Source organism: Streptomyces sp. NBC_00989 (assembly GCF_045162655.1).
Lineage (GTDB): Bacteria > Actinomycetota > Actinomycetes > Streptomycetales > Streptomycetaceae > Streptomyces.
The window spans coordinates 8814831-8838955 of the sequence record NZ_CP108728.1 but is presented as its reverse complement, the minus strand read 5'-3'; the positions used below and the strand labels follow the sequence as shown (position 1 = coordinate 8838955).

At 71.1% G+C, this 24125-nt stretch carries 24 protein-coding genes; 8 read left to right on the top strand and 16 right to left on the bottom strand.

The annotated features are described in order from the left end of the window. Positions 1–9 precede the first annotated feature (9 nt). On the bottom strand, positions 10–450 hold the full coding sequence (locus tag OG714_RS39715; protein WP_406128384.1) for a YidB family protein: 441 nt from the start codon (positions 448–450) through the stop codon (positions 10–12). Positions 451–627: 177 nt separating this feature from the next. Here OG714_RS39715 and OG714_RS39710 point away from each other — a divergent pair, with 177 nt between their 5' ends. Genes OG714_RS39710 through OG714_RS39695 form a run of 4 tightly spaced genes read left to right on the top strand, consistent with a single transcriptional unit; the run spans position 628 to position 3026 of the window. Next, positions 628–1290: a hypothetical protein gene (locus tag OG714_RS39710; RefSeq protein WP_406128382.1), complete on the top strand. Its 663-nt coding sequence runs from the start codon at positions 628–630 to the stop codon at positions 1288–1290. 27 nt (positions 1291–1317) lie between these two features. Continuing rightward, positions 1318–1902: a DUF6529 family protein gene (locus OG714_RS39705; protein WP_406128381.1), complete on the top strand. Its 585-nt coding sequence runs from the start codon at positions 1318–1320 to the stop codon at positions 1900–1902. Next, positions 1899–2312, top strand: a complete 414-nt coding sequence (locus OG714_RS39700) for a Rieske (2Fe-2S) protein (protein WP_406128380.1) — start codon at positions 1899–1901, stop codon at positions 2310–2312. Before OG714_RS39705 ends, OG714_RS39700 begins: the two co-directional genes overlap by 4 nt. A 21-nt stretch (positions 2313–2333) precedes the next feature. Next, entirely contained in the window at positions 2334–3026 is a 693-nt protein-coding gene (locus OG714_RS39695; RefSeq protein WP_406128378.1) for a DNA polymerase beta superfamily protein, read from the top strand. Here the strand turns inward: OG714_RS39695 and OG714_RS39690 are convergent. The 13 genes from OG714_RS39690 to OG714_RS39630 all read right to left on the bottom strand — a co-directional run bounded on the left by OG714_RS39690 (position 3015) and on the right by OG714_RS39630 (position 16601). After that, complete coding sequence (locus tag OG714_RS39690; RefSeq protein ID WP_406128376.1) at positions 3015–3425, bottom strand: type II toxin-antitoxin system VapC family toxin; 411 nt, start codon at positions 3423–3425, stop codon at positions 3015–3017. The genes OG714_RS39695 and OG714_RS39690 overlap by 12 nt on opposite strands. Next, on the bottom strand, positions 3422–3745 hold the full coding sequence (locus tag OG714_RS39685) for a type II toxin-antitoxin system Phd/YefM family antitoxin (RefSeq protein WP_406128374.1): 324 nt from the start codon (positions 3743–3745) through the stop codon (positions 3422–3424). Before OG714_RS39685 ends, OG714_RS39690 begins: the two co-directional genes overlap by 4 nt. A 61-nt stretch (positions 3746–3806) precedes the next feature. Then, positions 3807–4829, bottom strand: coding sequence for an ADP-ribosylglycohydrolase family protein (locus tag OG714_RS39680; protein WP_406128373.1), 1023 nt, complete (start codon positions 4827–4829; stop codon positions 3807–3809). After that, positions 4826–5560, bottom strand: coding sequence for an NUDIX hydrolase (locus OG714_RS39675; RefSeq protein ID WP_406128372.1), 735 nt, complete (start codon positions 5558–5560; stop codon positions 4826–4828). The genes OG714_RS39680 and OG714_RS39675 overlap by 4 nt, the downstream gene beginning before the upstream one ends. Before the next feature lie 153 nt (positions 5561–5713). Further along, positions 5714–6913, bottom strand: coding sequence for a pseudouridine synthase (locus OG714_RS39670; protein WP_406128371.1), 1200 nt, complete (start codon positions 6911–6913; stop codon positions 5714–5716). Beyond that, positions 6913–7569 carry an SMC-Scp complex subunit ScpB gene (gene scpB, locus OG714_RS39665; protein WP_406128370.1) on the bottom strand — a complete coding sequence of 219 codons (657 nt, stop codon included), beginning with the start codon at positions 7567–7569 and terminating at the stop codon, positions 6913–6915. Before scpB ends, OG714_RS39670 begins: the two co-directional genes overlap by 1 nt. Further along, positions 7566–8555 carry a segregation and condensation protein A gene (locus OG714_RS39660; protein WP_406128368.1) on the bottom strand — a complete coding sequence of 330 codons (990 nt, stop codon included), beginning with the start codon at positions 8553–8555 and terminating at the stop codon, positions 7566–7568. The genes scpB and OG714_RS39660 overlap by 4 nt, the downstream gene beginning before the upstream one ends. Positions 8556–8573: 18 nt before the next feature. Next, positions 8574–9125 (bottom strand): hypothetical protein, encoded by a 552-nt coding sequence (locus OG714_RS39655; RefSeq protein WP_406128366.1) that lies wholly within the window; start codon positions 9123–9125, stop codon positions 8574–8576. Then, positions 9110–10246 carry a ParA family protein gene (locus tag OG714_RS39650; RefSeq protein WP_406128364.1) on the bottom strand — a complete coding sequence of 379 codons (1137 nt, stop codon included), beginning with the start codon at positions 10244–10246 and terminating at the stop codon, positions 9110–9112. The genes OG714_RS39655 and OG714_RS39650 overlap by 16 nt, the downstream gene beginning before the upstream one ends. Before the next feature lie 402 nt (positions 10247–10648). Continuing rightward, the gene (ald, locus tag OG714_RS39645) at positions 10649–11764 is read right to left on the bottom strand and encodes an alanine dehydrogenase (RefSeq protein ID WP_393043136.1); all 1116 of its coding nucleotides are present in this window, start codon (positions 11762–11764) and stop codon (positions 10649–10651) included. Between the two features lie 142 nt (positions 11765–11906). Next, positions 11907–13982, bottom strand: coding sequence for a tetratricopeptide repeat protein (locus OG714_RS39640; RefSeq protein ID WP_406128362.1), 2076 nt, complete (start codon positions 13980–13982; stop codon positions 11907–11909). 215 nt (positions 13983–14197) lie between these two features. Further along, the gene (locus OG714_RS39635) at positions 14198–14824 is read right to left on the bottom strand and encodes an NUDIX domain-containing protein (RefSeq protein ID WP_406128360.1); all 627 of its coding nucleotides are present in this window, start codon (positions 14822–14824) and stop codon (positions 14198–14200) included. Between the two features lie 109 nt (positions 14825–14933). Beyond that, a complete protein-coding gene (locus tag OG714_RS39630) occupies positions 14934–16601 on the bottom strand; it encodes a CTP synthase (RefSeq protein WP_406128358.1) in 1668 nt (555 codons plus the stop codon). A 512-nt stretch (positions 16602–17113) separates the two neighbouring features. Between OG714_RS39630 and OG714_RS39625 the strand changes: the two genes are divergently transcribed. The 4 genes from OG714_RS39625 (at position 17114) to OG714_RS39610 (ending at position 21692) form a co-directional block, all read left to right on the top strand. After that, positions 17114–18916, top strand: a complete 1803-nt coding sequence (locus OG714_RS39625) for a glycoside hydrolase family 15 protein (RefSeq protein WP_403590609.1) — start codon at positions 17114–17116, stop codon at positions 18914–18916. Between the two features lie 128 nt (positions 18917–19044). After that, positions 19045–19662, top strand: coding sequence for an exonuclease domain-containing protein (locus OG714_RS39620; RefSeq protein WP_406132109.1), 618 nt, complete (start codon positions 19045–19047; stop codon positions 19660–19662). A gap of 62 nt (positions 19663–19724) precedes the next feature. Continuing rightward, positions 19725–19940 (top strand): DUF6243 family protein, encoded by a 216-nt coding sequence (locus tag OG714_RS39615; RefSeq protein WP_406128357.1) that lies wholly within the window; start codon positions 19725–19727, stop codon positions 19938–19940. Positions 19941–20045: 105 nt separating this feature from the next. Beyond that, entirely contained in the window at positions 20046–21692 is a 1647-nt protein-coding gene (locus OG714_RS39610) for a PucR family transcriptional regulator (protein ID WP_406128355.1), read from the top strand. Between the two features lie 9 nt (positions 21693–21701). On the opposite strand, the gene OG714_RS39605 is transcribed toward OG714_RS39610, so the two are convergent. Both OG714_RS39605 and OG714_RS39600 read right to left on the bottom strand, forming a co-directional pair. Beyond that, a complete protein-coding gene (locus OG714_RS39605) occupies positions 21702–22841 on the bottom strand; it encodes a glycosyltransferase family 4 protein (protein WP_406128354.1) in 1140 nt (379 codons plus the stop codon). A gap of 509 nt (positions 22842–23350) precedes the next feature. Further along, on the bottom strand, positions 23351–24100 hold the full coding sequence (locus OG714_RS39600; protein ID WP_406128353.1) for a hypothetical protein: 750 nt from the start codon (positions 24098–24100) through the stop codon (positions 23351–23353). Positions 24101–24125: the final 25 nt, after the last annotated feature.

The following is a 24125-nucleotide window of genomic DNA, read 5'->3' as shown; positions in this document are numbered from 1 at the left end:
CCGAGACGGTCACAGGGACTGTTGCCGGACCAGTTCCTCTAGTGAGGCGGCCTGCGGCACCTGGCCTTCCGGGGTGAGCTTGTCGACGGCCTGGGGCAGCGTCCGCGCGAGGTCGCTCGCGGCCTGTTCCGGGGTGACGCCGGCCTGCTCGGCGACCTTCTGCAGGGTCTCGTCGGGCAGCGCCTGCTGGATCTGGGCGCCGGTGACGGACTGGTTCTGTCCGGTGCCGACCCAGGAGTCCTTCTGTTCGGCCAGCCCCGACTTGGTGAGCATCTCCAGGAGCCCGCCCAGCGGATTGCTTCCGTTGCCTCCGCCGCCGCTGCCCTGGCTCCCGCCGAGGGCCGAGAGCAGCGCGCCCAGGATGTCGCCGCTGCCGGAACCGCTCCGGCCCCCTCCCCCCGCTCCGCCCAGAAGACCACCGAGAAGGCTGCCGAGATCGTTGCCCGCCATGGCTCGCACCTTTCGAGAGCGGCCGGCCGCTGGTCGGGGCCCGGCCTCGAACCCTGCCAATGTCACCTGAATCATCCCGTTCCGCTACTTGGGGTGAGATCATCCCGGTATGCCTCTTTACCCACGGCCCCGAGTCCGCTCTCATGGGCTGGAAGCACGCCTCGGGGGAGGGCCACATTGAAGCGTCCTGGACCACTGCTCACACTTCTGGCGGGCCTGTTGCTGGGCCTGTTCATGCTGACGCTCAACACGACGTCGGGGACGAAGACCGCGTCGTCCGCACAACGCGAGGCATCACCCTCCGCGTCTCCGAAGGCGTCAACGCGCCCGTCTGCCACACCGACACCCAGCCCCACGCCGTCGAAGACACCCGTCGCGAACGCCAACTACGCCGGCCGCACCGACGACGACACCGCCTCGGTCGCCGTGTCCGTCCGTGACGGCAAGGCGGTCGCCTACTTCTGCGACGGCCGCTACAAGGAGGCCTGGCTGAGGGGCCCCGTCGACGACGACGGCACCATGAAGCTCACCGCCCCGAACGGCGCCGTACTCGACGGCAAGATCCAGCAGGGCAAGAAGATCCACGGCACCGTCAAGGACGAGGGCCGGCCGTACACGTTCACCGCCGACAAGGCGGTCAAGCCGTCCGGGCTGTGGCGCGCGACCGCCAAGGTGCGCGGCGCCAAGATCGACGGCGGCTGGATCGTGCTGCCGAACGGCCGCCAGACCGGCATCGTCACCCGCGACGGCAAGGCCACCGCCGCACCTCGCATCGACCCGGAGACCGGCGCGGTCACGGTCGACGGCCAGCAGCTCACGGCCCAACCCGTCACCCCCTGACCCACCATCCGCCTCAGGGAGCCGATCATGACCGCCGACCCGAACGCCGCCACCCAGTCCTACCCACCGCGACCACCCGCACGCCACCACGACAGCCCCGCCCGCTACCTGGTCCCGGCCCTCGTGGCCGCGGCCGTGGCGGTCGCACTCGGCGTCTACGGCAAGGTCCACGACCCGGCGGGCACCGCCTTCAACCTCGCCGGCTTCAGCAGCACGAGCGCGGTGAAGTCCTGGCTGGCGACCACCGCGTTCTTCTTCGCCCTCGTCCAGGTCGTCTCGGCCTTCATGGTCTACGGCAGGCTGCCGGGCCCGAGCTGGTCGGCGACGCTGCACCGCTGGTCGGGGCGGATCGCGTTCCTGGTGGCGGTGCCGGTCGCGGTGCACTGCCTCTACGCGTTCGGCTACCAGACGTACTCGACACGCGTGATGTGGCACTCCGTCCTGGGGTGCGCGTTCTTCGGTGCCTTCAGTGCCAAGATGCTGCTGCTCCGCTCGGAGCGCTTGCCCGGCTGGCTGCTGCCGCTCGTCGGCGGACTGGTCTTCACCGCCCTCACGCTGATCTGGCTGACATCCGCCCTCTGGTTCTTCCGCACCTTCGGAGTGACTACATGACCGACAGCTCGACGCGCCGCACGGTCCTCGCGACGGGTGCGGCCGCCGCGCTCACCGCGGGGTGCAGCAAGTACGGCGACAGCAACGACTCCTCGGGCTCGTCGTCCGTACAGGCGTCCGGCGGCCAGGAGTTGGCGAAGACGTCCGACATCCCCGTCGGCGGCGGCAAGATCCTCAAGGCCCAGAAGATCGTGGTGACCCAGCCGAAGAAGGACGAGTTCAAGGCTTTCTCGGCGATCTGCACCCACCAGGGCTGCACGGTGAGCGCGGTCGCGAACGGCACCATCGACTGCCCGTGCCACGGCAGCAAGTTCAAGATCGCGGACGGCTCGGTCGCGGGCGGCCCGGCACCGAAGCCGCTGCCCGCGGAGCAGATCACGGTGGAGGGAAATTCGATCCGCCTGGCGTGAGGTGCCGCGTACGCTCCCGGAATGCACCCCGAGTCCCTGGTCCGCGACCACACGATCTACGCCTGCGTGATGGGTTCACGCGCCTTCGGCCTGGCGACGGACGGCAGCGACACGGATCGCCGGGGCGTGTTCGTGGCCCCCACTCCCCTCTTCTGGCGTTTCGACAAGCCGCCGACGCACGTCGAGGGCCCGGCGGAGGAGCAGTTCAGCTGGGAGTTGGAGCGCTTCTGCGAACTGGCGCTGCGCGCGAACCCCAACATCCTGGAGTGCCTCCACTCCCCCCTCGTCGAGCACGTCGACGACACCGGCCGTGAACTCCTCGCCCTGCGCGGCGCGTTCCTCTCCCGCCAGGTCCACGAGACGTTCACGCGCTACGCGTTGGGCCAGCGCAAGAAGCTGGAGGCCGACATCCGCGTCCACGGGGCGCCCCGCTGGAAGCACGCGATGCACCTGCTCCGCCTCCTCACGAGCGCCCGCGACCTGCTCCGCACGGGCACCCTGAAGATCGACGTCGGCGACCAACGTGCCCCGCTCCTCGCGGTGAAACACGGCGAAGTCCCCTGGCCGGAGGTCGAGTCCTGGATGACCCGCCTGGCAACGGAGACGGACGAGGCGGCCACCCGCACCCCCCTCCCGGCGGAACCGGACCACCCCCGCGTGCAGGACTTCCTGATCCGGGTCCGCCGCGCGTCCACCGACGCCCTAGCGGGGTGACGCCACCGACAGCCCCGCGTCAGCGGCGGCCTCGCCTTGGCGCTTGTCGTACGTCACGAACCAGCTGACCCCGTGACCGAGCTTGAGGGCCGCCACGGTGTGGATCGCATCGAGGCTGCGCAGCGAGGTGTTCGGTGCCAAGTCCCCGGCCTCCACCATCAGTTCGGGCGTGAGGCGAACGCGGGCGACGGCGTTCAGCAGGGACTCGGCCGCCGAGCGCTCGACCTCGTCCGCGCCCAGGCGATGCAGCAGCCGCCGTACCTCGGTCTGCGCCAGGTCGCAGGTGACGACACGACGCATTCCGCCGTGCCGTCCGATCCACTGCTCCAGCGCCGTCGTCTCCGCCTCGGCCCGCAGCAGCTTGGCGATCGCCGACGCGTCGAGGTAGAGCAGCGTCACCGCGTCTCCTCCTCGCGCTGAGCGAGCAGCTCCGAGGTGGGGCCGCGTCCCTCCGCGTCCCGTCTGACCGCACGCAGTCGCTCCAGCGCGTCGACCGCCTCGACGCCGTGGCTCTCGTCCATGACCGTGGCGTCGAGCAGGCCGATGGCGATCGCGGCGCGGATGTCCCGTTCGGCAGGCTCCAGCGGAGACAGTATGGCGACCGGCACCCCGTCCCGGGTGACCTCGATCGACTCACCCGCCGCCACGGCATCCAACAGAGCCGCGGTGTGCCGGGACAGCTCCCGGACCGGCACGCGCCTGCGCTTCGTCTTACCCATGCCTGCCACGATACGCCCACCGCATGACACCGTCCATCAATGTCATGCGGTCCGCGAAGCGTCAAGCATCCCAAAGCGCCCCCAGCCCCAACAGCTCCCCCCGATACTCGATCCGCCCCGCCCACTCCCCCGGCCAGGCATCCACCCCCAGATGCGCCCCCGCGAACGCCCCCGTGAGACAGGCGATCGAGTCCGAGTCACCGGACGTGCAGGCCGCGCGGCGCAACGCGGTCACCGGCTCCTCCACGAACAGCAGGAAGCACAACAGGCCGGTGGCCAGGGCCTCTTCGGCGATCCAGCCCGCGCCGGTGGCCAGGCACGGGTCGGTCTCCGGGGATACGGTCCGTACCGCCTCCTCAAGCCGGCCGAGCACCTCCAGGCACTCGTCCCAGCCGCGCGCGATGAAGTGCTCGGGCGAGGGATCCTGGCTCCGCGTCCACAGGTCACCGAGCCAGCGGTGGTGGTAGCGGGTGCGGTTCTCGACGGCGTACGACCGCAGCAGCCCAACCAGCCCGGTCGGCTCGGCGCCCTGCGCGAGCAGCCGTACGGCGTGCGCGGTGAGGTCGGACGCGGCGAGGGCGGTCGGGTGACCGTGGGTCAGCGCGGACTGCAACTGGGCGGCGCCGGAACGCTGTTCGTCGTCCAGACCGGGGACGAGCCCGACCGGCGCGACCCGCATGTTGGCGCCGCAGCCCTTCGAACCGATCTGGCTGGCGTCCTGCCAGAGCCGGTCCGTCCGCTCCAGGAGATCGCAGGCCGTGATGCACGTGTGGCCCGGAGCACGGTTGTTGTCCGGGGAGCGGTTCCACGCGACGAATTCGGGACGGACCGACTCGACCATCCCGCCGGGCTCAAGTACCCCCCGTTCCATGGCAGTTCGCAACCCCCGCCCCAACGCCAGCGTCATCTGTGTGTCGTCGGTGACGATCGCGGGCTTCGTCAGCTCCATCTCCCGCCAGGGACCGCACTTGGCGAGGATGGAGGGCACGTCGTTGAACTCGGTCGGGAAACCGAGCGCGTCCCCGAGGGCGAGCCCTACCAGGGCTCCCGTGGCGGCATGCTTGCGGACACCGTTCGTGGTCATGCGGGGCTCCCTTCCGGGGCCGAGGCCGGCCGGAGCAGCGGCGGGTACAGGGCGACGGCGCCGCCCGCGCGGTACAGCGCGGCCGGTTTGCCGCGACCGCCGGTCAACTTGGCGCCGCCCAGCACCGGTTCGACGAAACCCGGCGTGGCGAGCACCTTGCGGCGGAAGTTGGGGCGGTCCAACTCCGCGCCCCACACGGTCTCGTAGACCTGTTGCAGCTCCCCGAGCGTGAACTCGGGCGGACAGAAAGCGGTGGCGAGGGAGCTGTACTCCAGCTTGGCGCCCACCCGTTCGTGCGCGTCGGCCAGAATCCGGTCGTGGTCGAAGGCGAGCGGCCCGAGCGAGTCGTACGGCAGCCAGCGCGCCTGCGCCGCGTCGCTGCCCGCGCGCGGCTCGGGCGGGTCGGGCAGCAGCGCGGCGAAGGCGACGGTGACGACCCGCATCCGGGGGTCGCGGTCGGGCTCGCTGTAGGTGCGCAGCTGCTCCAGGTGCAGCCCGGAGACGTCCGACAGGCCGGTCTCCTCGGCGAGTTCACGCCGGGCGGCCGTCTCCGCGGACTCGTCGGGCGCCACGAAGCCGCCGGGCAGCGCCCAGTGCCCGGCGTACGGCTCCTGGCCGCGCTCGACGAGCAGCACGTGCAGGGCGCCCGCGCGGATCGTGAGGACGGCGAGGTCGGCGGTGACGGCGAAAGGTTCGAAGGCGTACTTGTCGTAGGCCGGTGTTGCGGTCATGGTGATCCACCCCGTTAATAGTCAGTCCGACTATAAAGAGTGGCCGTGGCCCCGCACAACCCCCCGCACCCGAAAAACGGGACGACGAAAACGAAGCGGCCGGCCCCGGAGAACCCGGAACCGGCCACGCACGCGTGCGACCAACTGAACGGTCTACAGATCGACTTCCTGCATCAGCATGCCGACCTCGGTGTTCGACAGCCGCCGCAGCCAGCCCGACTTCTGGTCGCCCAGGGTGATCGGGCCGAACGACACGCGCACCAGCTTGTCGACCGGGAAGCCGGCCTCCGCGAGCATGCGCCGCACGATGTGCTTGCGGCCCTCGTGGAGGGTCACCTCGACCAGGTAGTTCTTGCCGGTCTGCTCGACGACACGGAAGTGGTCCGCGCGCGCGTACCCGTCCTCCAGCTGGATGCCGTCCTTGAGCTGCTTGCCCAGATCACGCGGGATCGGGCCCACGATGTGCGCGAGGTAGGTCTTCTTCACGCCGTACTTGGGGTGGGTCAGCCGGTGCGCCAGCTCGCCGTGGTTGGTGAGGAGGATCACACCCTCGGTCTCGGTGTCGAGCCGTCCGACGTGGAAAAGACGCGTCTCACGGTTGGTGACGTAGTCGCCGAGGCACTGCCGGCCCTCGGGGTCCTCCATCGTCGCGACGACACCTGCGGGCTTGTTCAGCGAGAAGAACTGGTACGACTGCGTCGCCACCGTCAGCCCGTCGACCTTGATCTCGTCGTGCTCGGGGTCGACGCGCAGCCCCTGCTCGACCACGATCTCGCCGTTGACCTCGACCCGGGACTGCTCGATCAGCTCCTCGCAGGAGCGCCGGGAGCCGTAGCCCGCACGTGCGAGGACCTTCTGCAGCCGCTCGCCCTCCTGCTCGGCGCCCGGGAAGGTCTTGGGCGGCTTGATGTCCTTCTTGCCCGCGTACCGCTCCCGGTTGCGCTCCTCGGCCCGCGCGTCGTACTCACGCGAGGTCGCCGGCGCCCAGCGCCCGCGGCCGGTGCCCTGGCCCTGCTTGGGGCCGCCCTTGGCACCACCGCGCGCGGCGGCACCCCGCCCCGACTTGGGACCTTCGTGGGATCCCGTGGGGCCTACGTCGTAGCGCCGCTCCTCGGGACGCGGCTTTCCGGCGCGCTTCGGCTTGTCGTCACGCCCTCCCGCGCCACCCGCGCCCCTCGGCTGGGAGCCGCCCCCGCCGGCACCCCGGGAGTTGCCCGCGCCGGAACCACGGGGGTTGCCGCCGCCTCCGCCGGCCCCGCGAGGACCGCCGCCCCCGCCGGAACCGCGGGGGTTGCCGCGCCCGCCGCTCCTACCGCTGCCGCCACCACTGCTGCCACTGCCACTGCTTCGCATCAAAGTTCCGTCGTCGTCGTTTCGTCTGCATCTGCATCCGGTGCATCCGGATCGAACGACGGGACCCCTTCCAGCGTCTCCGCCTCGATCGCCTCAGCCTCAGGGAGGAAGGGCGCGAGCTCCGGGAGCTCGTCCAGGCCGCGCAGGCCCATCCGCTCCAGAAAGTAGTTCGTCGTCGTGTACAGGATCGCACCTGTTTCGGGTTCCGTGCCCGCCTCCTCGACCAGACCCCGCTGCAACAGGGTGCGCATCACACCGTCGCAGTTGACTCCGCGGACCATCGAGACCCTGCTGCGGCTGACCGGCTGGCGGTACGCGACGACCGCCAGGGTCTCCAGCGCCGCCTGCGTGAGCCGGGCCTGCTGCCCGTCCAGGACGAACCCCTCGACGGCCGGCGCGTACTCCGGCCGCGAGTAGAACCGCCACCCGCCGGCGATCAGGCGCAGCTCGAAACCGCGCCCCTGGACGGTGTACTCGTCGGCCAGCTCGCGCAAAGCGTCCGCGATCCGCCGTTTGGGCCGCTGGAGTATTTTCGCGAGGTGTTCCTCGGTCGCGGGCTCGTCCACGACCATCAGGACGGCCTCCAGGGCCGGCTTGAGGTCGAGATCCGCGACGGCGGACGGGCTAGCCGGTACGCCCGTGGTCTCCTCGCTCACGCCGACTCCTCCTTGATCTCCTTGGGCGGCTCGGGCGGCCGGTCGAACTCGTCCGTCACCACCGGCTCGCCCTCCCCCTCCCCACCGGTCCAGCGCACGATCAGATCCCCGAGCGCGATCTCCTGGTCCAGCGCGACGGCCTTCTCCCGGTACAGCTCCAGCAGGGCCAGGAAGCGCGCTACGACGGTCAGGGTGTCGTCGGTGTCGTCCACGAGCACGCTGAAGCTGGCCTGGCCGAGCTCCCGCAGCCGCGCGACCATGATCCCGGCCTGCTCCTGCACACTGACGAGCGGCGCGTGGATGTGGTCGACGTACACCTGCGGCCTGGGCCGGGGCTGCATCGCCTTCACGGCGAGCCTGGCGAAGCCCTCGGGCCCGATCCGGATGACGACCTCGGGCAGCAGTTCGGCGTGGTGCGGTTCGAGTCCGACGGTACGGGGGTAGCGCCGGGCCTCCTCGTCGAGACGCCGGTTGAAGATGTCGGCGATCTGCTTGTACGCGCGGTACTGCAACAGCCGCGCGAACAACAGATCCCGCGCCTCCAGCAGCGCGAGATCCGCCTCGTCCTCGACCTCGGCGGCGGGCAGCAGCCGGGCCGCCTTCAGATCGAGCAGGGTCGCCGCGACGACGAGGAACTCGGTCGTCTGGTCCAGGTCCCAGTCGGGACCCATCGCCCTGATATACACCATGAACTCGTCGGTGACCTTGGACAGCGCCACCTCGGTCACATCGAGCTTGTGCTTCGAGATCAGCTGGAGGAGCAGATCGAAGGGCCCCTCGAAGTTGGCGAGCCGCACCTTGAAGACCCCGTCATCGGGTTCTCCGGCCGAGGCTCCCTCAACAACCGCCGCAGGCTCTTCCACGACGGCCTCGGGCACCGCCACGACGATCCCGGCCTCGGCCTCGGGAGCCGTACCCGGTCCCTTGCCCAGCGCACGCCGACGGCCGGCAGGTGCGCCGGATGCGGGAGCGTCGTTCGAGGTCATGGCCCCCGCAGGCTACCGCTACCGCCCGCGAAGCCGGCGGACGAGAATGCTCGCGTCCCCGCGGGACTCCAGATCGGCCAGGACGACGGCGACCGCCTCGCGCACGATCCGCCCGCGGTCGACCGCGAGGCCGTGCTCGCCCCGGAGCATCAGGCGTGCGTGCTCCAGGTCGATGAGTTCCTCGGCGGAGACGTACACGGTGATCTTCTCGTCGTGCCGCTCCCGCCCGCTGGGCCGGCGGTTGGCCTGCGCCCGCTGACGCTGCTTCCGAGGCTGGGCAGAACCTTCCTGCGCCTCCTGACGTCGTCCTGAGCCGTCCGCGGACCGGCTGCGGGACTCGCCGCCGTCCGAGTCCGCGGCCACGTGCTCGGCGCCCTCGCCGTCACCGCCCTGGGCGGGTACGGACTGCGGCGCGTCCTCTCCGGCGGCGGCACCGTCGCTCTCCCCCGCCGGAGCCGGTACCCGGGCCTCGCCGTTGGCCCGGCTCCTGGGGGTGGACGACTGAAGCGCCATCCCCCCTGTCGTACGGAACAGTTCGTCGGCCCCCGGCAGACTCACTCGGCGTGACACCGGGCGAGCACCTCCCTGGCGAGCTGGCGATAGGCGGCGGCACCGACGGAGTTGGAGGCGTACGTGGTGATCGGCTCGCCGGCGACCGTGGTCTCCGGGAAGCGCACCGTGCGCCCGATGACCGTGTGGTAGACGTGCTCGTCGAACGCCTCGACCACGCGCGCGAGCACCTCACGGCTGTGCACGGTGCGGGAGTCGTACATCGTGGCGAGGATCCCGTCGAGCTCCAACTCGGGGTTGAGGCGCTCCTGGACCTTCTCGATGGTCTCCGTCAGCAGCGCGACTCCGCGCAGCGCGAAGAACTCGCACTCCAGCGGCACGATCACCTTGTGAGCCGCCGTCAGGGCGTTCACGGTGAGCAGGCCGAGGGAGGGCTGACAGTCGATCACGATGTAGTCGTAGTCGGCCATCAGCGGCTTCAACGCCCGCTGCAGGGTGGACTCGCGCGCGACCTCGCTCACCAACTGCACTTCGGCGGCGGACAAGTCGATGTTGCTGGGCAGCAGGTCCATGTTCGGGACAGCCGTCTTGAGCAGCACCTCGTCGGCCGACATGCCCCGCTCCATGAGCAGGTTGTAGACGGTGAGGTCCAACTCCATGGGATTGACGCCGAGTCCGACCGACAGCGCGCCCTGCGGGTCGAAGTCGACGAGCAGTACGCGTCGGCCGTACTCCGCGAGCGCGGCACCCAGGTTGATGGTCGACGTCGTCTTGCCGACGCCGCCCTTCTGGTTGCACATCGCGACGATCGTCGCGGGGCCGTGACTGGTCAGCGGACCCGGGATCGGGAAGTAGGGCAACGGACGTCCGGTCGGGCCCACGCGCTCACGGCGCTGGCGGGCGGCGTCGGGCGCGAGTGTGGCCGCGTACTCGGGATCGGGCTCGTACTCGGCGTCGGGGTCGTAGAAGTGCCCGTCGGGCAGTTCGTCGAAGTCGGCGAACTGGTTGTGGGGCGCGCCCCTTCCGTCGCCGGCCATGGCGTTCACGTGATGGCCATCCATGCTCTGGTGTGCTGGCTGGGTCACCCCTGGCTTGTGGTGACCCTGGTGGGCTGCGAAGGTACGCACCGCGACGGAGCCGACAGCCTCGAACCCCGCGGGCTCCTGGCCCTTTGCAGGCATTCCTGGTTGACCACCCCCGGGAGAAAATGTCGACTCATTCACAAGTCGTCTTACCTCCTTGGTGACCAGGGAATTTCTCGATAGGTCAGCGTGGCACCATGCCGACGTTCGGCGACTCTATGGCGTGTCGGGTGTTCGCAGCAACACAATCCGCCGGACCCGGCCCGATGTGTCGGCAATGAAACATCCCTCTGTCAAGGGCGTACGGCAGTCGCACGGCAGGCTTCACCGGTGCACGAATCGGCTCAAGGGTTACGTTCGGGGCGAGTTGGCCGAGTGCCGCAAAGTGACCATACACACACTTCCGGCCGGACCTGTCGAGCAAGGTCCGGCCGGGCGCGCGGTGTTGACGACCTGTGTTGACGTATCGCCTTTTGCTGAACGGTGACTTAGTCGACAGAGTCAGCCGAGCAGTGATTCCAGCTCGACGTGCTCCAGTCCGTGCGCTTCGGCGACCTCGCGGTAAATCACCTTGCCGTCATGGGTGTTGAGGCCCTTGGCGAGAGCAGGATCACGTCGCAGCGCGTCGGCCCAGCCGCGGTTCGCGAGCTCCACGATGTACGGAAGCGTGGCGTTGGTGAGCGCGTAGGTCGACGTGTTCGGCACCGCGCCGGGCATGTTGGCGACGCAGTAGAAGACCGAGTTGTGGACCGGGAAGGTCGGCTCGGCGTGCGTGGTCGGACGCGAGTCCTCGAAGCAGCCGCCCTGGTCGATCGCGATGTCGACAAGAACACTTCCGGGCTTCATGCGCGACACGAGTTCGTTGGTGACCAGCTTCGGCGCCTTCGCACCCGGGATGAGCACCGCGCCGATGACGAGGTCGGCGTCCAGGACGGCCTTCTCCAGCTCGAAGGAGTTGGACATGATCGCCCGGACCTTGGTGCCGAAGACCTTGTCGGCCTCGCGGAGCTTGTTGATGTCGCGGTCGAGCAGCGTGACGTGGAAGCCCATGCCGACGGCGATCTGCGTGGCGTTCCAGCCGGAGACACCGCCGCCGATGACGACGGCCCGCGCGGGCTGCGTGCCGGGGACACCGCCGGGGAGCACACCGCGGCCGCCGACGGAGCGCATCAGGTGGTACGCGCCGACCTGCGGGGCCAGCCGGCCCGCGACCTCGGACATCGGGGCGAGCAGTGGCAGGGCGCGGCCGGGCAGCTCGACGGTCTCGTAGGCGATCGCCGTGGTGCCGGACTCGACGAGCGCGTCGGTGCACTCCTTGGAGGCGGCCAGGTGCAGGTAGGTGAAGAGCGTCTGGTCCTTGCGGAGGCGGTGGTACTCCTCGGCGATGGGCTCCTTGACCTTGAGCAGCAGGTCGGTGGTGGCCCAGACCTCGTCGGCGGTGGCCAGGATCCGCGCACCGGCCGAGACGTACTCGTCGTCCGTGATCGAGGAGCCGACGCCGGCGTTCTGCTCGATGAAGACCTGGTGGCCGTGGCGCACCAGCTCGTGCACACCGGCGGGGGTGATGGCCACCCGGAACTCGTTGTTCTTGACCTCGCGGGGGATGCCGACCTTCACGTCGATCACGGTCCTTGGCTCAGAGGGTGTGGGGCAATACATCTCATACCCGGACATGCGTGAGCGCACCGGGAGACCGCAGGAGAAGGTGCGGCAGAGCCAGTTTAATGAAGGCGTTCTCGGTGTCTAGCCTTTCAATGCATCAATCTTCTGCGGATGTACTACGGATTTCGCAGGCGTTAGCGTCTTGTTCCAGAGGTTCGGGGGCGGAATCACCCTCCAGGAGCCCCTCAAGCTCCTCGCCCAGCATCCGCTCGGCCGTCCCGCGGTGCAGGGCGGCGGACGCCGGGTCGCCGAGCCGGTCGAGGGTGTCGGCGAGCCGCAATTGCAGTGCCGCCTGGAGCCGTACGTCCTCCGCGCGGCGCGCCCACTCGACGGCCTCGTGGCAGGTGAGCAGCGACTCCTCGGGGCGACCCGCGTACTCCTGGACCCGCGCCAGTTCGCTCAACGCCCGTGCCTGGGCGGCCACATCACCGTTCTTGCGGTGCCCGGCGACGGCCGCCCGCCAGTTCCTGAGCGCCTCGCCGTACCGGCCCGCATACGTGTGCGCGGCGCCGATCCGGCCGTAGAGCCGGGCCGCGTCCACGCGCTCGTCCCGGGCCTGCCGCTGGGCCAGCGCGCGGCCGAACCAGTCGGCGGCCCGGTCGTGGTCCCCGAGCTCCTGGTGCGCGCCGCCTACGGATTCCATCGCGCGGCCGGTCGCATACGGGTCATTCGCTTCGCGTCCGGCGTCCAGCGCGGCCCGGTAGCGGGCCAGTGCCTCGGTCGTCCGGCCGGTCTGCGCGTCGAGGTCGGCGAGGTTGAGCAGCGCGGCGGCCTTCTCGCGGGGCAGGTTCCGCCGCTCGGCCACGTCGAGGACGAGGCGGTGGATGCCGTAGAGCTCGGGGGCGGCGGCCTGGGTGCCGAAGTGGGCGACCATCGCCCGCACGAGCTGGGACATCAACCGGCGGGCCAGCGTGTCGAGTTCGCCGTCGGCGACCGCGAGGCGGGCGGAGGCCAGCAGGGCGGGCTGGCGGACGCGCAGCCAGTCGGCGGCGGCCCGGGGGTTCGGGAAGCGCAGCGCGCTGGGCATGCCGAGGAGTTTCTCCCGGGCCTGGGGGCTGTCGGTCTCGGTGATGGCCCGGCAGGACTGGAGCAGCCGTACGGTGCGCTCCAGCATGCGGGCGCGGGCCAGTTGGAGTTCGGCCGGGCGGTCCTGGGTCTCGGCGAGGGCGTGCAGGAGGGGCTGGAGGCAGCCGGGGACCTCGTACTGCGGCAGCGGGGAGTCCAGGGCCCGCAGCAGGCCGGCGGTGACGAAGTCGTCCAGGGTGGCGCGGGCGCCGTTGACGGAGCAGCCGGCGAGCGCGGAGGCGGTCTGCGGGTCGACCAGGCCGGCCGGGGCGAGGGAGAGCAGTCGCAGTATCCGGGCGGCGGGGCTGGGCAGCGAGCCGTAGACGAGCCGGAAGACGCGGCTCAGAGGCGCGCCCTCGTCGCTCTCGGCGTGCAGGTGCTTGGCGAGGTCGGCGACGGCCGCCTGCGGCCGGGCGGCGAGCCAGCCGCCGGCCAGGGTCAGCGCGGCGGGCTGGGACCGGCACACCTCGACGAGGCCCTCGGCGGCGACCGGGTCGACGGTGATGCGGACCGCGCCGGTGTAGCGGGTGAGCAGTTCCAGCGCGGACTTGGTGTCGAGGCCGCCCAGGGTGCAGGGGCGGACGTCCGCGATGCCGGTGAGCGGGCCGCCGGAGACGGCGACGACCAGGCAGTCCGGGGAGTCCGGCAGCAGCGCGTCGACCTGCTCGGCGTCGGCCGCGTCGTCGAGCAGGAGCAGCGCCCGCTGGCCGGTGAGGGCCGCGCGCAGAATGTCCGAGAGGTCGTCCTCGGAGGCGCCGGCCGGGGTCGGCAGCTCCAGGGCGGTGAGGAGTTCGCGGGCGGTGCGCTCGGTGGGGACGGGGGTGCCGTCGGGCTCGCTCAGCCGCGCGCGGAACACACCGGCGTCGTAACGGTCAGCGACCTGTCGGACGAGTTCCTCGGCGAGCGCGCTGCGGCCGGAGCCGGGCTTGCCCGCGATGAGGAGGACGCGCGCGCGGGGAGCCTTGCGGCCCGCGATGGTGTCCAGGCCCGCGCGCTCGATGTCGGCGCGGAGCTCCTTCAACTCTCTTGCGCGGCCCAGGAATTGGCCCTCGGGAGAAGTGTCCTCGGACAGCCTCACGCCGCCGGTGTCCACCGCCTGATCCGTCACGGGCCACACTCCCGTCCCACTGCACGCGCATAGCCCGCCGGGACTCCGGATCGGGTGATTCCAGAGCCTAGTTCACGCTCTGCGACGAACCGTGCGGAGCGCGGCGGGCACGTCCCCCGATCGGATCAGCCGATCGTCACACCGGAAGACGCCGAAGGAGGCGGAAAGGATGAGGCGTGGGTGCGGTGGGGGTGAGGTGTGGATGAGGTGTGGGTTCAGGACTCGAAGGGACGCGCGGGCCACGGCGCGTCGGCGGGGCGCAGCGCGTCGACGCCGTCGCCGTGCCGGGCGGCGACCAGCGCGAGGACGCCGACGGCGAGGCAGTTGTTGTGCAGCTCGCCGGCGAGGACCCCGCGGACCAGGTCGTCGAGGGGCACCCGCGCGTGCTCCATGTCGGCCTCCTCGTCCTCGACCTCGAAGCGCTGCCCTTCGGCCTCGGACAGGTCCTTGGCCAGGAAGATGCGGATGGCCTCGTCGCAGCCGCCGGGCGTGGTGTAGACGTCGGTCAGCACCCGCCAGTCCTCGGCCTTGACGTGCGCCTCCTCGTACAGCTCGCGCTGGGCGGCATGCAGCGGGTTCTCACCGGGGATGTCGAGCAGTCCGGCCGGGATCTCCCACAGCTTCTGCCGTACGGGGTGGCGGTACTGCCTGATGACCAGCACCCGGTCCTCCTCGTCGAGGGCGAGGACGGCCACGGAGCCGGGGTGGACCTGGTAGTCGCGGTGCACGACCGTGCCGTCGGGCATGACCACGTCGTCGGTGCGCACGGAGGTCTTGTTGCCCACGAAGGGGGTCACGGTCGCCCGGATCTCCCACTCCTCCGGGGTGTCCTTGATGGTCATGCCCTGTCCTCCCGCGCCTGTGCCTGCACTGCATGAAGAAAACCGCATAAAGAGACCGGGGCGCGCACCTTGTGAAGGCGCGCACCCCGGTCACCGTACAACCCTCGTACTACTTGCCCGTCTTGCGTGCCACGGCCGCCTTGACCAGGCCCGCGAAGAGCGGGTGCGGCCGGGTCGGGCGGGAGCGCAGCTCGGGGTGGGCCTGGGTCGCGACGAGGTAGGGGTGCGCCTCGCGCGGGTACTCGACGTACTCGACGAGCTTGCCGTCCGGGGACGTGCCGGAGAACTGCAGCCCGGCCTTCTTCTCCAGCTCGGCGCGGTAGGCGTTGTTCACCTCGTAGCGGTGGCGGTGGCGCTCCTCGACGTACTCCTTGCCGTCGTAGACCTCGCGCACGATGGAGCCCTCGGCGAGCTTGGCCGGGTACATGCCCAGGCGCATGGTGCCGCCCATGTCGCCCTCGCCGGCGACGATGTCGAGCTGCTCGGCCATGGTGGAGATGACCGGGTGGCCGGTGGCCGGGTCGAACTCGGTGGAGTTGGCGTCCGCGATGCCGGCGAGGTTGCGCGCGGCCTCGATCACGATGCACTGGAGGCCCAGGCAGAGGCCGAGCAGCGGGATCTTGTGCTCGCGGGCGTACTGGATGGCGCCGACCTTGCCGGACACGCCGCGGTCGCCGAAGCCGCCGGGGATGCAGATCGCGTCCACGTCACCGAGCTGCTTGGCGGCGCCCGCCGGGGTCTTGCAGTCGTCCGAGGTGACCCACTTGATCTTCACGCGGGCCTTGTTGGCGAACCCGCCGGCGCGCAGCGCCTCGGTGACCGAGAGGTAGGCGTCGGGCAGGTCGATGTACTTGCCGACCAGCGCGAGGTTGATCTCGTGCAGCGGGTTGTGGACGCGGTCGAGCAGGTCGTCCCAGGTCGTCCAGTCCACATCGCGGAACGGGAGGTCCAGCTTGCGGACGACATAGGCGTCCAGACCCTCGGTGTGGACGGTCTTGGGGATGTCGTAGATCGAGCGGGCGTCGGGGCAGGCCACCACGGCGGCCTCGTCGACGTCGCACATCAGCGAGATCTTGCGCTTGATCGCGGTGGGTACCTCGCGGTCGGAGCGCAGCACGATGGCGTCGGGCTGGATGCCGATGTTGCGCAGGGCCGCGACCGAGTGCTGGGTCGGCTTGGTCTTCAACTCGCCCGAGGGACCGATGTAGGGCAGGAGGGAGATGTGCACCACGAACACGTTGTCCCGGCCGACCTCGTGGCGGACCTGGCGGACCGTCTCCAGGAAGGGCAGCGACTCGATGTCGCCGACCGTGCCGCCGACCTCGGTGATGACGACGTCGACCTCGTCGGTCGCCATGCGCCGGATGCGGTGCTTGATCTCGTTGGTGATGTGCGGGATGACCTGCACGGTGTCGCCCAGGTACTCGCCGCGTCGCTCCTTGGCGATCACCGTCGAGTAGACCTGGCCTGTAGTGACATTGGCACTGCCGTCCAAGTCGCGGTCCAGGAAGCGCTCGTAGTGTCCGATGTCGAGGTCGGTCTCGGCGCCGTCGTTGGTGACGAACACCTCACCGTGCTGGAAGGGGTTCATCGTGCCGGGGTCGACGTTCAGGTACGGGTCGAGCTTCTGCATCACGACGCGCAGGCCCCGCGCCTTGAGGAGCATGCCGAGGCTGGAGGCGGTGAGGCCCTTGCCGAGTGAGGAGGCGACACCCCCGGTGACGAAGATGTGCTTGGTCGTCGTGGTGTTGCTGTTTCGGAAAGCAGCGGGCGGCATGGCCAAGAGGGGGCTCCCGTGGTCGCGGTCTGGGGTGCGGTGCGGCTGCCCGCCCGGTGAACCCGGGTTTTTCTGGAGGCGCCGTCGCTGCGGTTCGGGGGTTTCTTGCCCACCGGTCCACGGGCTACCAGGGTATCAGCGCCCGGAGGAGATGGCTTCCGGCCACGCTCCGCGCTCACCTCGACACACACGCGGTCCACGTCGACACAGACGCGCCCTGGTTACCTGCTTCTCACCGGGTGCTCACCCGTTCGGCCCAGGTCCGTTGGCGAGAGCGGCACACAGATCATCTACGTGCGTCGTATCCTGCTCGGACACTCGCTGCCGAGCCGGTCCGGAACACGGCACCACCCCCGCCCGTATCACCCGGAACAACGAGAGCTCGTCAGTCCGTTGAGCAACGACCTCCATTTGCTTCATGGCTCAACGACGCACTACAAACGATCCCTTGACCGCACACAGCGACCGCCCCTTTTCCATGGGGCGACGTGGCCGTTCGACTGGAGTTGCACGTGGCCGGGCGCATCGAAGATTACGCACTCATCGGAGACATGCAGACCGCTGCCCTGGTCTGCCGGGACGGCACGGTGGACTGGCTCTGCCTGCCCCGATTCGACTCCCATGCCATCTTCGCCGGTCTACTGGGCACCGAGGAACACGGCTTCTGGCGGCTGGGCCCGGCCCACGCCTCCGACACGCCGCCGCCCATGGCTGCCCGGCGCGGCTACCGCGGCGACTCGCTGATCCTGGAGTCCGAGTGGGACACCCCGCGAGGCACGGTCCGCGTGACCGATTTCATGCCCCCTCGCGACGGCGCCCCCCAGCTGATCCGCATCGTGGAGGGCATCTCCGGCCGCGTCCCGATGCGCTCGGCCCTCCGGATGCGTTTCTCCTACGGCCGGGTCGTCCCCTGGGTCCACAAGCACGAGGGCCGTACGGTCGCCGTCGCGGGCCCCGACTCCGTGTGGTTCGACACATCCGCGGAGACCTACGGCAAGCGGCTGACGACGTACGCGGACTTCACGGTCGCGCCGGGTGACCGGATCGCGTTCACCATCTCGTGGGAGCCCTCGCACAAGCAGCCCCCGGCCCTCCCCGAGCCGGAGCAGTCGCTGGAGGCCACCGAGGACTTCTGGCGCGACTGGGTCGACCAGTGCACGTACCACGGCCCGTACCGCGAGGCGGTGGTCCGCTCCCTGATCACCCTGAAGGCGCTGACCTACGCCCCGACGGGCGGCATCGTCGCCGCGCCCACCACCTCCCTCCCGGAGGAGATCGGCGGCGTCCGCAACTGGGACTACCGCTACACCTGGCTCCGCGACGCGGCCATCACCCTCTCCTCACTCCTGCGCACCGGCTACCGCGAGGAGGCCCGCGCCTGGCGCGAGTGGCTCCTGCGGGCCGTCGCCGGCGACCCCGAGAACCTCCAGATCATGTACGGCATCGCCGGCGAGCGCGAGCTCGGCGAGGCGGAGCTGGACTGGCTGCCGGGCTACGAGAACTCGGGCCCGGTCCGGGTGGGCAACGGCGCGGCGCACCAGCTCCAGCTGGACGTCTACGGCGAGGTCACCGAGGCCCTGCACCTGGCCCACATGACGGGCCTGGCCCGCAACGACTACGCCTCCCTGCTCCAGCTGAAGCTGATCCGCTACCTGGAGAAGCACTGGGACGAGCCCGACGAGGGCATCTGGGAGGTGCGCGGCCCGCGCCGCCACTTCGTGCACTCGAAGGTGATGGCCTGGGTCGCGGTCGACCGCACGATCAAGCTGATCGAGTCGGGCGACGCGGACGGCCCGCTGGAGAAGTGGCGCGAACTGCGCGACGACATCCACCGGGACGTGTGCGAGCGCGGCTACGACAAGGAGCGCAACACCTTCACGCAGTCGTACGGCTCGAAGGAGCTGGACGCCTCGCTGCTCCTGATCCCGCAGATGGGCTTCCTGCCCCCGGACGACAAGCGCGTGATCGGCACCATCGAGGCGATCCAGCGCGAGCTGTCCACCCCGGACGGCTTCATCCTCCGCTACCCCACCTCGGGTACGGACGAGGGCGTCGACGGCCTCCCCGGCGACGAGGGCGCGTTCCTCGCCTGCTCGTTCTGGATGGCGGACGACCTCGCGATGATCGGCCGCGTGGACGAGGCCCGCAAGCTCTTCGAGAAGCTCCTGTCGCTCCGCAACGACCTGGGCCTCCTCGCCGAGGAGTGGGACCCGCGCCTGCAACGCCAGGTCGGCAACTTCCCGCAGGCCTTCAGCCACGTCCCCCTGATCGACACGGCCCTACGCCTGACGGCTTCGGGGGCCTACGGCGGCTGACGTCCGCCGAGCGCACGCCCCGGGCCCGAGAGGTGCCCGGGGTAGCGGCACCGCCGTATCCGCCGCGCAGCAGGAAAATCCAGGTGCTCCGGCCGCCACTCGTCCCTACCCTTCCCGCCATGGACAGCATGGACAGCACCGGGGCCGGGCGGCTCCTGAACGTCGTGGATGTCGAGGCCACCTGCTGGGATCGCGGCCAACCGCCGGGCGCGGTCAGCGAGATCATCGAGATCGGGCTGACCGTCGTCGACCTGGCCGGCGCGGAGCGCCTCGCCCGGCATCGGATCCTGGTGCGTCCCACCCGGTCCACGGTCAGCGAGTTCTGCACGGAGCTGACCGGCCTCACGCAGCACGAGGTGGACGGCGGGGTCGGCTTCGCCGAGGCGTGCCGACTGCTGGCGGCCGAACACCACGCCGGGTCCCGCCCTTGGGTCAGCTGGGGCGACTACGACCGCAACCAGTTCACCCGGCAGTGCCGGCACACCCGGACGCCCTACCCCTTCGGCCGGCACCACACCAACGCCAAAGCGGCCTTCACCGAGGCGTACGGCCTGCGCAAACGCCCCGGCATGGCACAGGCCCTGGAGATCGCCGGACTGCGACTCGAAAGCCGGCACCACCGCGGCGAGGACGATGCCTGGAACATCGCCGCCCTCGTTCTCCACCTGTCCGAGCGGGGCGCGTGGCCGGGCACAACGCCCGCGGGGGCGAACAGGCTGGTGCGCGGGGCCGACGGAAGCGGGTAACGTCCTTGTCGTGTTCTTCCGATGAATCCGTAGATCACTCCACATCACTACCGGGAGAACCCGTGACCGTGAGCAAGAACATCAACAACCCCGTGGGCATGGGCGGCGGCAAGCGCAAGAAGCAGTCCCGCGAAGAACGGCAGAACCACGGTCCGCACCGCAACCTCGACCGCCAGGGCGCGGCCGACCAGAAGGCGGAGCTGGTGCGCAAGATGCGCGAGAAGGCACGCGCGGCCGAGGGCGCCGAGCAGGCGGACGACGACACCGCACAGAGCTGACACACCGCCGCGGCCTCCAGCCGCGGCAGCGGAAGTGCACGCCGCCGAGCACACGCCCCGGGCCCGAGATGTGCCCGGGGCGTTCCCGCAGGTACCGTCCGCTGCATGGACAGCCGCACGGACAGCACATTCGACAGCCAGGGCGCCGGCATCACCGTTCAGCGGGCGCTGGAGCTGCCCGGGCTGCGCAGCGGGCTGCCGGAGATCCTGGCGGGCGCCGACCGGCTCCAGCGGACCGTGCGCTGGGTGCACGCGGGCGAGGTCCCGAACATCGCCTCCCTCCTCAAGGGCGGCGAACTCCTCCTGACCACGGGCTACGGCCTCGGTACGCGCCCGGCGGAGCAGCGCGCGTTCGTCCGCACCCTCGCCGAGCGGGGCATCGCGGCCCTGGTCGTGGAACTCGGCCCGCGCTTCGACCGTCTCCCCGCCACCCTGGTCGAGACGGCCCGCGCGACCGGCCTCCCGCTCGTCCAGCTGCACCGCGAGGTGCCGTTCGTGGCGGTCACCGAGGAGATCCACACCGAGATCGTCAACGGCCACTACGCGCTGCTCCAGCAGGCCGAGGAGGTCCACCGCCGCTGTACGGAGGCCTTGCTCGGCGGCGGTGGAATCCCCCAAGTCCTGGGCATCCTGGCCGACTTCAGCGGCAACCCGGTCTTCCTGGAGACCCCGGACGGCCAACTCCTCTACGCGGCGGGGTCGGGCCCCGAGGGCGCCGACCCGCTCCAGGTGTGGGAGGGGCTGCGCGGACAGCACAAGGACGCCTCGCCACCCGCCGGTTCGGTGATCGTGGAGGTGCCCGGTGGCGGTCCCGGTACGGGTTCGGTGCGGGCGCGGATCGTCCTCCTCCCGGTCCGCGCTCCCCTCGCCCCCGTGCACCGCATCGCCGCCGAACGGGCCGCCGACATCCTCGCCGTGGTCCTGATGCAGGCCCGCCAGGAGGAGGAGCTGGCGGCACGCGGACGCGGCGACTTCCTCACCGACCTCGCCGAGGGCCGCATCGCCGCCGAGGACGCCCCGGCACAGGCCCGGGTGCTGGGCTTCAAGCCCGGCACGAGCCCGCTGCTGCCCGTGGTGATGCGGCTGGGCGACGCGCTGGCCGCACCCGGCGGCGGCTGGGCGGTCCTGGCCCGCGCGGTCGCCGAGGAACTGGCCTCCGTGGGCGTCCCGGTCCTGCTGGGCGTACGACCGGTCGAGGGCCGCGTCCCGCTCCTCCTCGGCCTGCGCTCGGAGTCGGAGCGGTCGGCGGTCGCGGATCGAGTAGCGGCGGCGCTGCGCGCGGGAGTCGAGCGGGCCGGGATGCAACGCCCGGGCGCGCAGCCGCCGATCGTGGTCGTCGGCGTGGCCGGTGGCTGGGCTGCCGCGTCGGCGGGCCTGCGACACGCGGCCGAGACGGCGACGGCGGCACAGGGCCTGTCCGACCGCCCCTGGTACGACGCCCGGCGCCTCGACATCGAGCTGCTGCTGTGGCGCCTGCGCGACCACCCGGACCTGGCGGCCTTCGTGGACCGCGCGATCGGCCCGCTCCGCGACCACGACAACCGCTCCAAGCCGCCCCTACTGCCCACCCTGGAAACGTACTTGGCCCACGCGGGCCGCAAGGCGGAGACGGCCCGCGAGCTGCACCTCAACCGGCAGACCCTCTACAACAGGCTCGCCCGCATCGGGGAGTTGCTCGGCACGGACCTCGAAGACCCGCAGACGGTACTGGCGTTGAGCCTGGCGCTGAGGGCCCGCAGGCTGGTGCCATAGGGGCTGTTCTCAGGTCAGCGGCATGGGCTGGGTCAACTCGTCGTAGACGCTCAGCACTTGGGCGACGGTCTCGTCCTCGGTGGGCCAGGTGGCCGCCTGCCGGGCGCCCTTCTCCCGCAGCAGCTCCCGGCGTTCGGGGTCGCGCAGCAGTCCGGTGACGGCGTCGGCGAGGGCCTTGGCGTCGCCGTAGGGCACGAGTTCGGCGGCGTCGCCGACGAGTTCGGGGATGCCGCCGACGGCGGTCGCGACGAGCGGCACGCGGGCGTGCAGGGCTTCCTGGGCGATCACCGAGCGGGACTCCCAACTGCTGGGCAGGAGTGCGAGATCGGCGGCGCCGAGCAGTTCGCTCACGTCGTCGCGCCGCCCGATGAGCCGCACCGGCAGCTCCTCGTCCTCGATGCGGCGCTGCAACTCGCCCCGCAGCGGCCCCTCCCCCGCGATCACGAGCAGCGGCGCCGGATCGAGACGGCACCAGCCACGTGAGGCGTCCAGGAGCGTGTCGTAGCCCCGCTGCCGGTCGAGGGAGCCGACGGCGACGAGCAACGGGCGGGCCGTGGCGCCGAGTTCGGCCCGGAGCTTGGGGCTCAGCCGGTCGGGGTCCTCGTGGTCCACGGCGGTCCGGCGCGGCCCCTGCAGCGCTACGGCGGCGAGGCGGGCGTCCCGGGCGCCGGTCCGCCGGGCCCGGTCGACCAGATCGGACGTGGTCCCGAGGACGACGACGGCGGCCTTCACGACCCGGCGCTCCAGCAGCCGCAGCAGGTGGGCCCGCGCCCCTTCGGCATGGGCGCGGTTGTGCCATGTCACGACGAGCGGGGTGCGGCGGCCGCTGAGGGCGAGGACGGCGCGGAAGGAGGCGTGCAGCCCGTGCGCGTGCACCAGGTCGGCGTCCGCGCAGGCCGCCCGCAGCGCGGCGACGGACGCGGGGTCGCTACTGCGCGGCACGTGCACGTGTTCGGCGCCGGCGCCCGTGAAGTCGTAGGTGTGATCGGCCTCGACGGGGGCGCACACCGTCACCCGCACGCCCCGCGCGACGAGCCCGGAGGCCAGGGAGCGCACATGCGCGCTGCTGGTGGCGTTGCCTCCGCCGAGCACCTGCACGGTGCGCAGCGGCGACTGGCCGTGCGGTGAGTGGCTGCTCACGGGGGTCACGTGGCCGGGGCTCCTGGTTCGGCGACGGGCGGTCACGAAGAAAAGTACAGAAGGATCGGGCGGAGGGGGTGTACCGCACGCTTCCTACGCGTTCCGTCTCAAGGATGCCAGCACGTACGGGTGTTCCGGCAACGCCGGGAGGTGTGGGGGCTGTGCGGAAGGGCAACAGGGGTGCGGGGATCACCCGTACGAGTGAGGGGGCGGGGGGTTCTGTGGTAGGCGGGGCCGGGTGGGGTTGGTGAGGTCGGGCCGGGGCTTGTGGAGGCACGGGGGCTCGCGCCGGTCCGGGGAGCCTCGCTCAGGTCGGAGGGGCGGCAGCCGCTCGACCACGTCGGGGGAGGTGGAGCGGGCCGTGTCCGAGGGGCACGCTGACAAAGCACCGAAGCCCGCCCCGCCCGAGACTCCCAAGCCCACCCCGCCCGAGAGGGCACGCTCACGAACCGCCCAAGCCCGACACCCACCGACTCACTCACTCACCGACAGCTCACCTCACCGCCTCCTCCCCCCTCTCACAGCGCCCGCGCCAGCGCGCTCACCCGGTCTCCGTAGACCGCCGCGGCCACCACAGCGGCGGCATGCGCCACCAGCCCCGCCCGCCCGTTGCCGGCAACGACAGCCGCGCCGAGCACCGCGCCCAGGGCGTGCGCCCCCGCGTCACCGAGCATCGTCCGCTCGCCGAGGTCGTCCGGGAGCACCGCACCGGCGGCGCCGATCGTGGCGGCGGCCAGTTCCGCGCCGGGCCCCCGGCGCAGCAACCCCGGTGCGGCGAGGGCGAGTACGGTGCCGGCGGCCCGACCGGGGCGCAGATCCACGAGGTTGACGAAATGAGCGGCCCCGGCGATCACGACCCCCGCGAGCACCTTGTCGAGGGGCCGCTCCTTGAGCAGCGCCCCGGCAACGAGCCCAGCAGCCGAGATGCCGAACAACTTGACTGCCCCGCTGGTGACTTCACCGTCCCGGAGGGCTGAAAGGTGCGCCCGAAAACCACTCCGTGGGTCACCCGCGCCGACGACATCGTCGTAACCACCACACACACCGGCCGCGAGAACCGCGAACCCGGCGGCCGGGCGCACGCGCGCGGCGGCGAGGGCTGCTCCGGCGACGGTGGCCGGGGCCGCGTACAGGTCGACGGTCCGGCCGGCATGGTTCTTACGCTCCCAGCCACCGCCAAGTCCCTTGGCACGCAAGGCGACCAGGGTCGAGCGGGTGACGCCTGCGGCGAGAGCCAGGGAGGCGGTGCGAGACGTGCGTACGGTCATCCGGCCACCGTACGCGGAGCCCGCG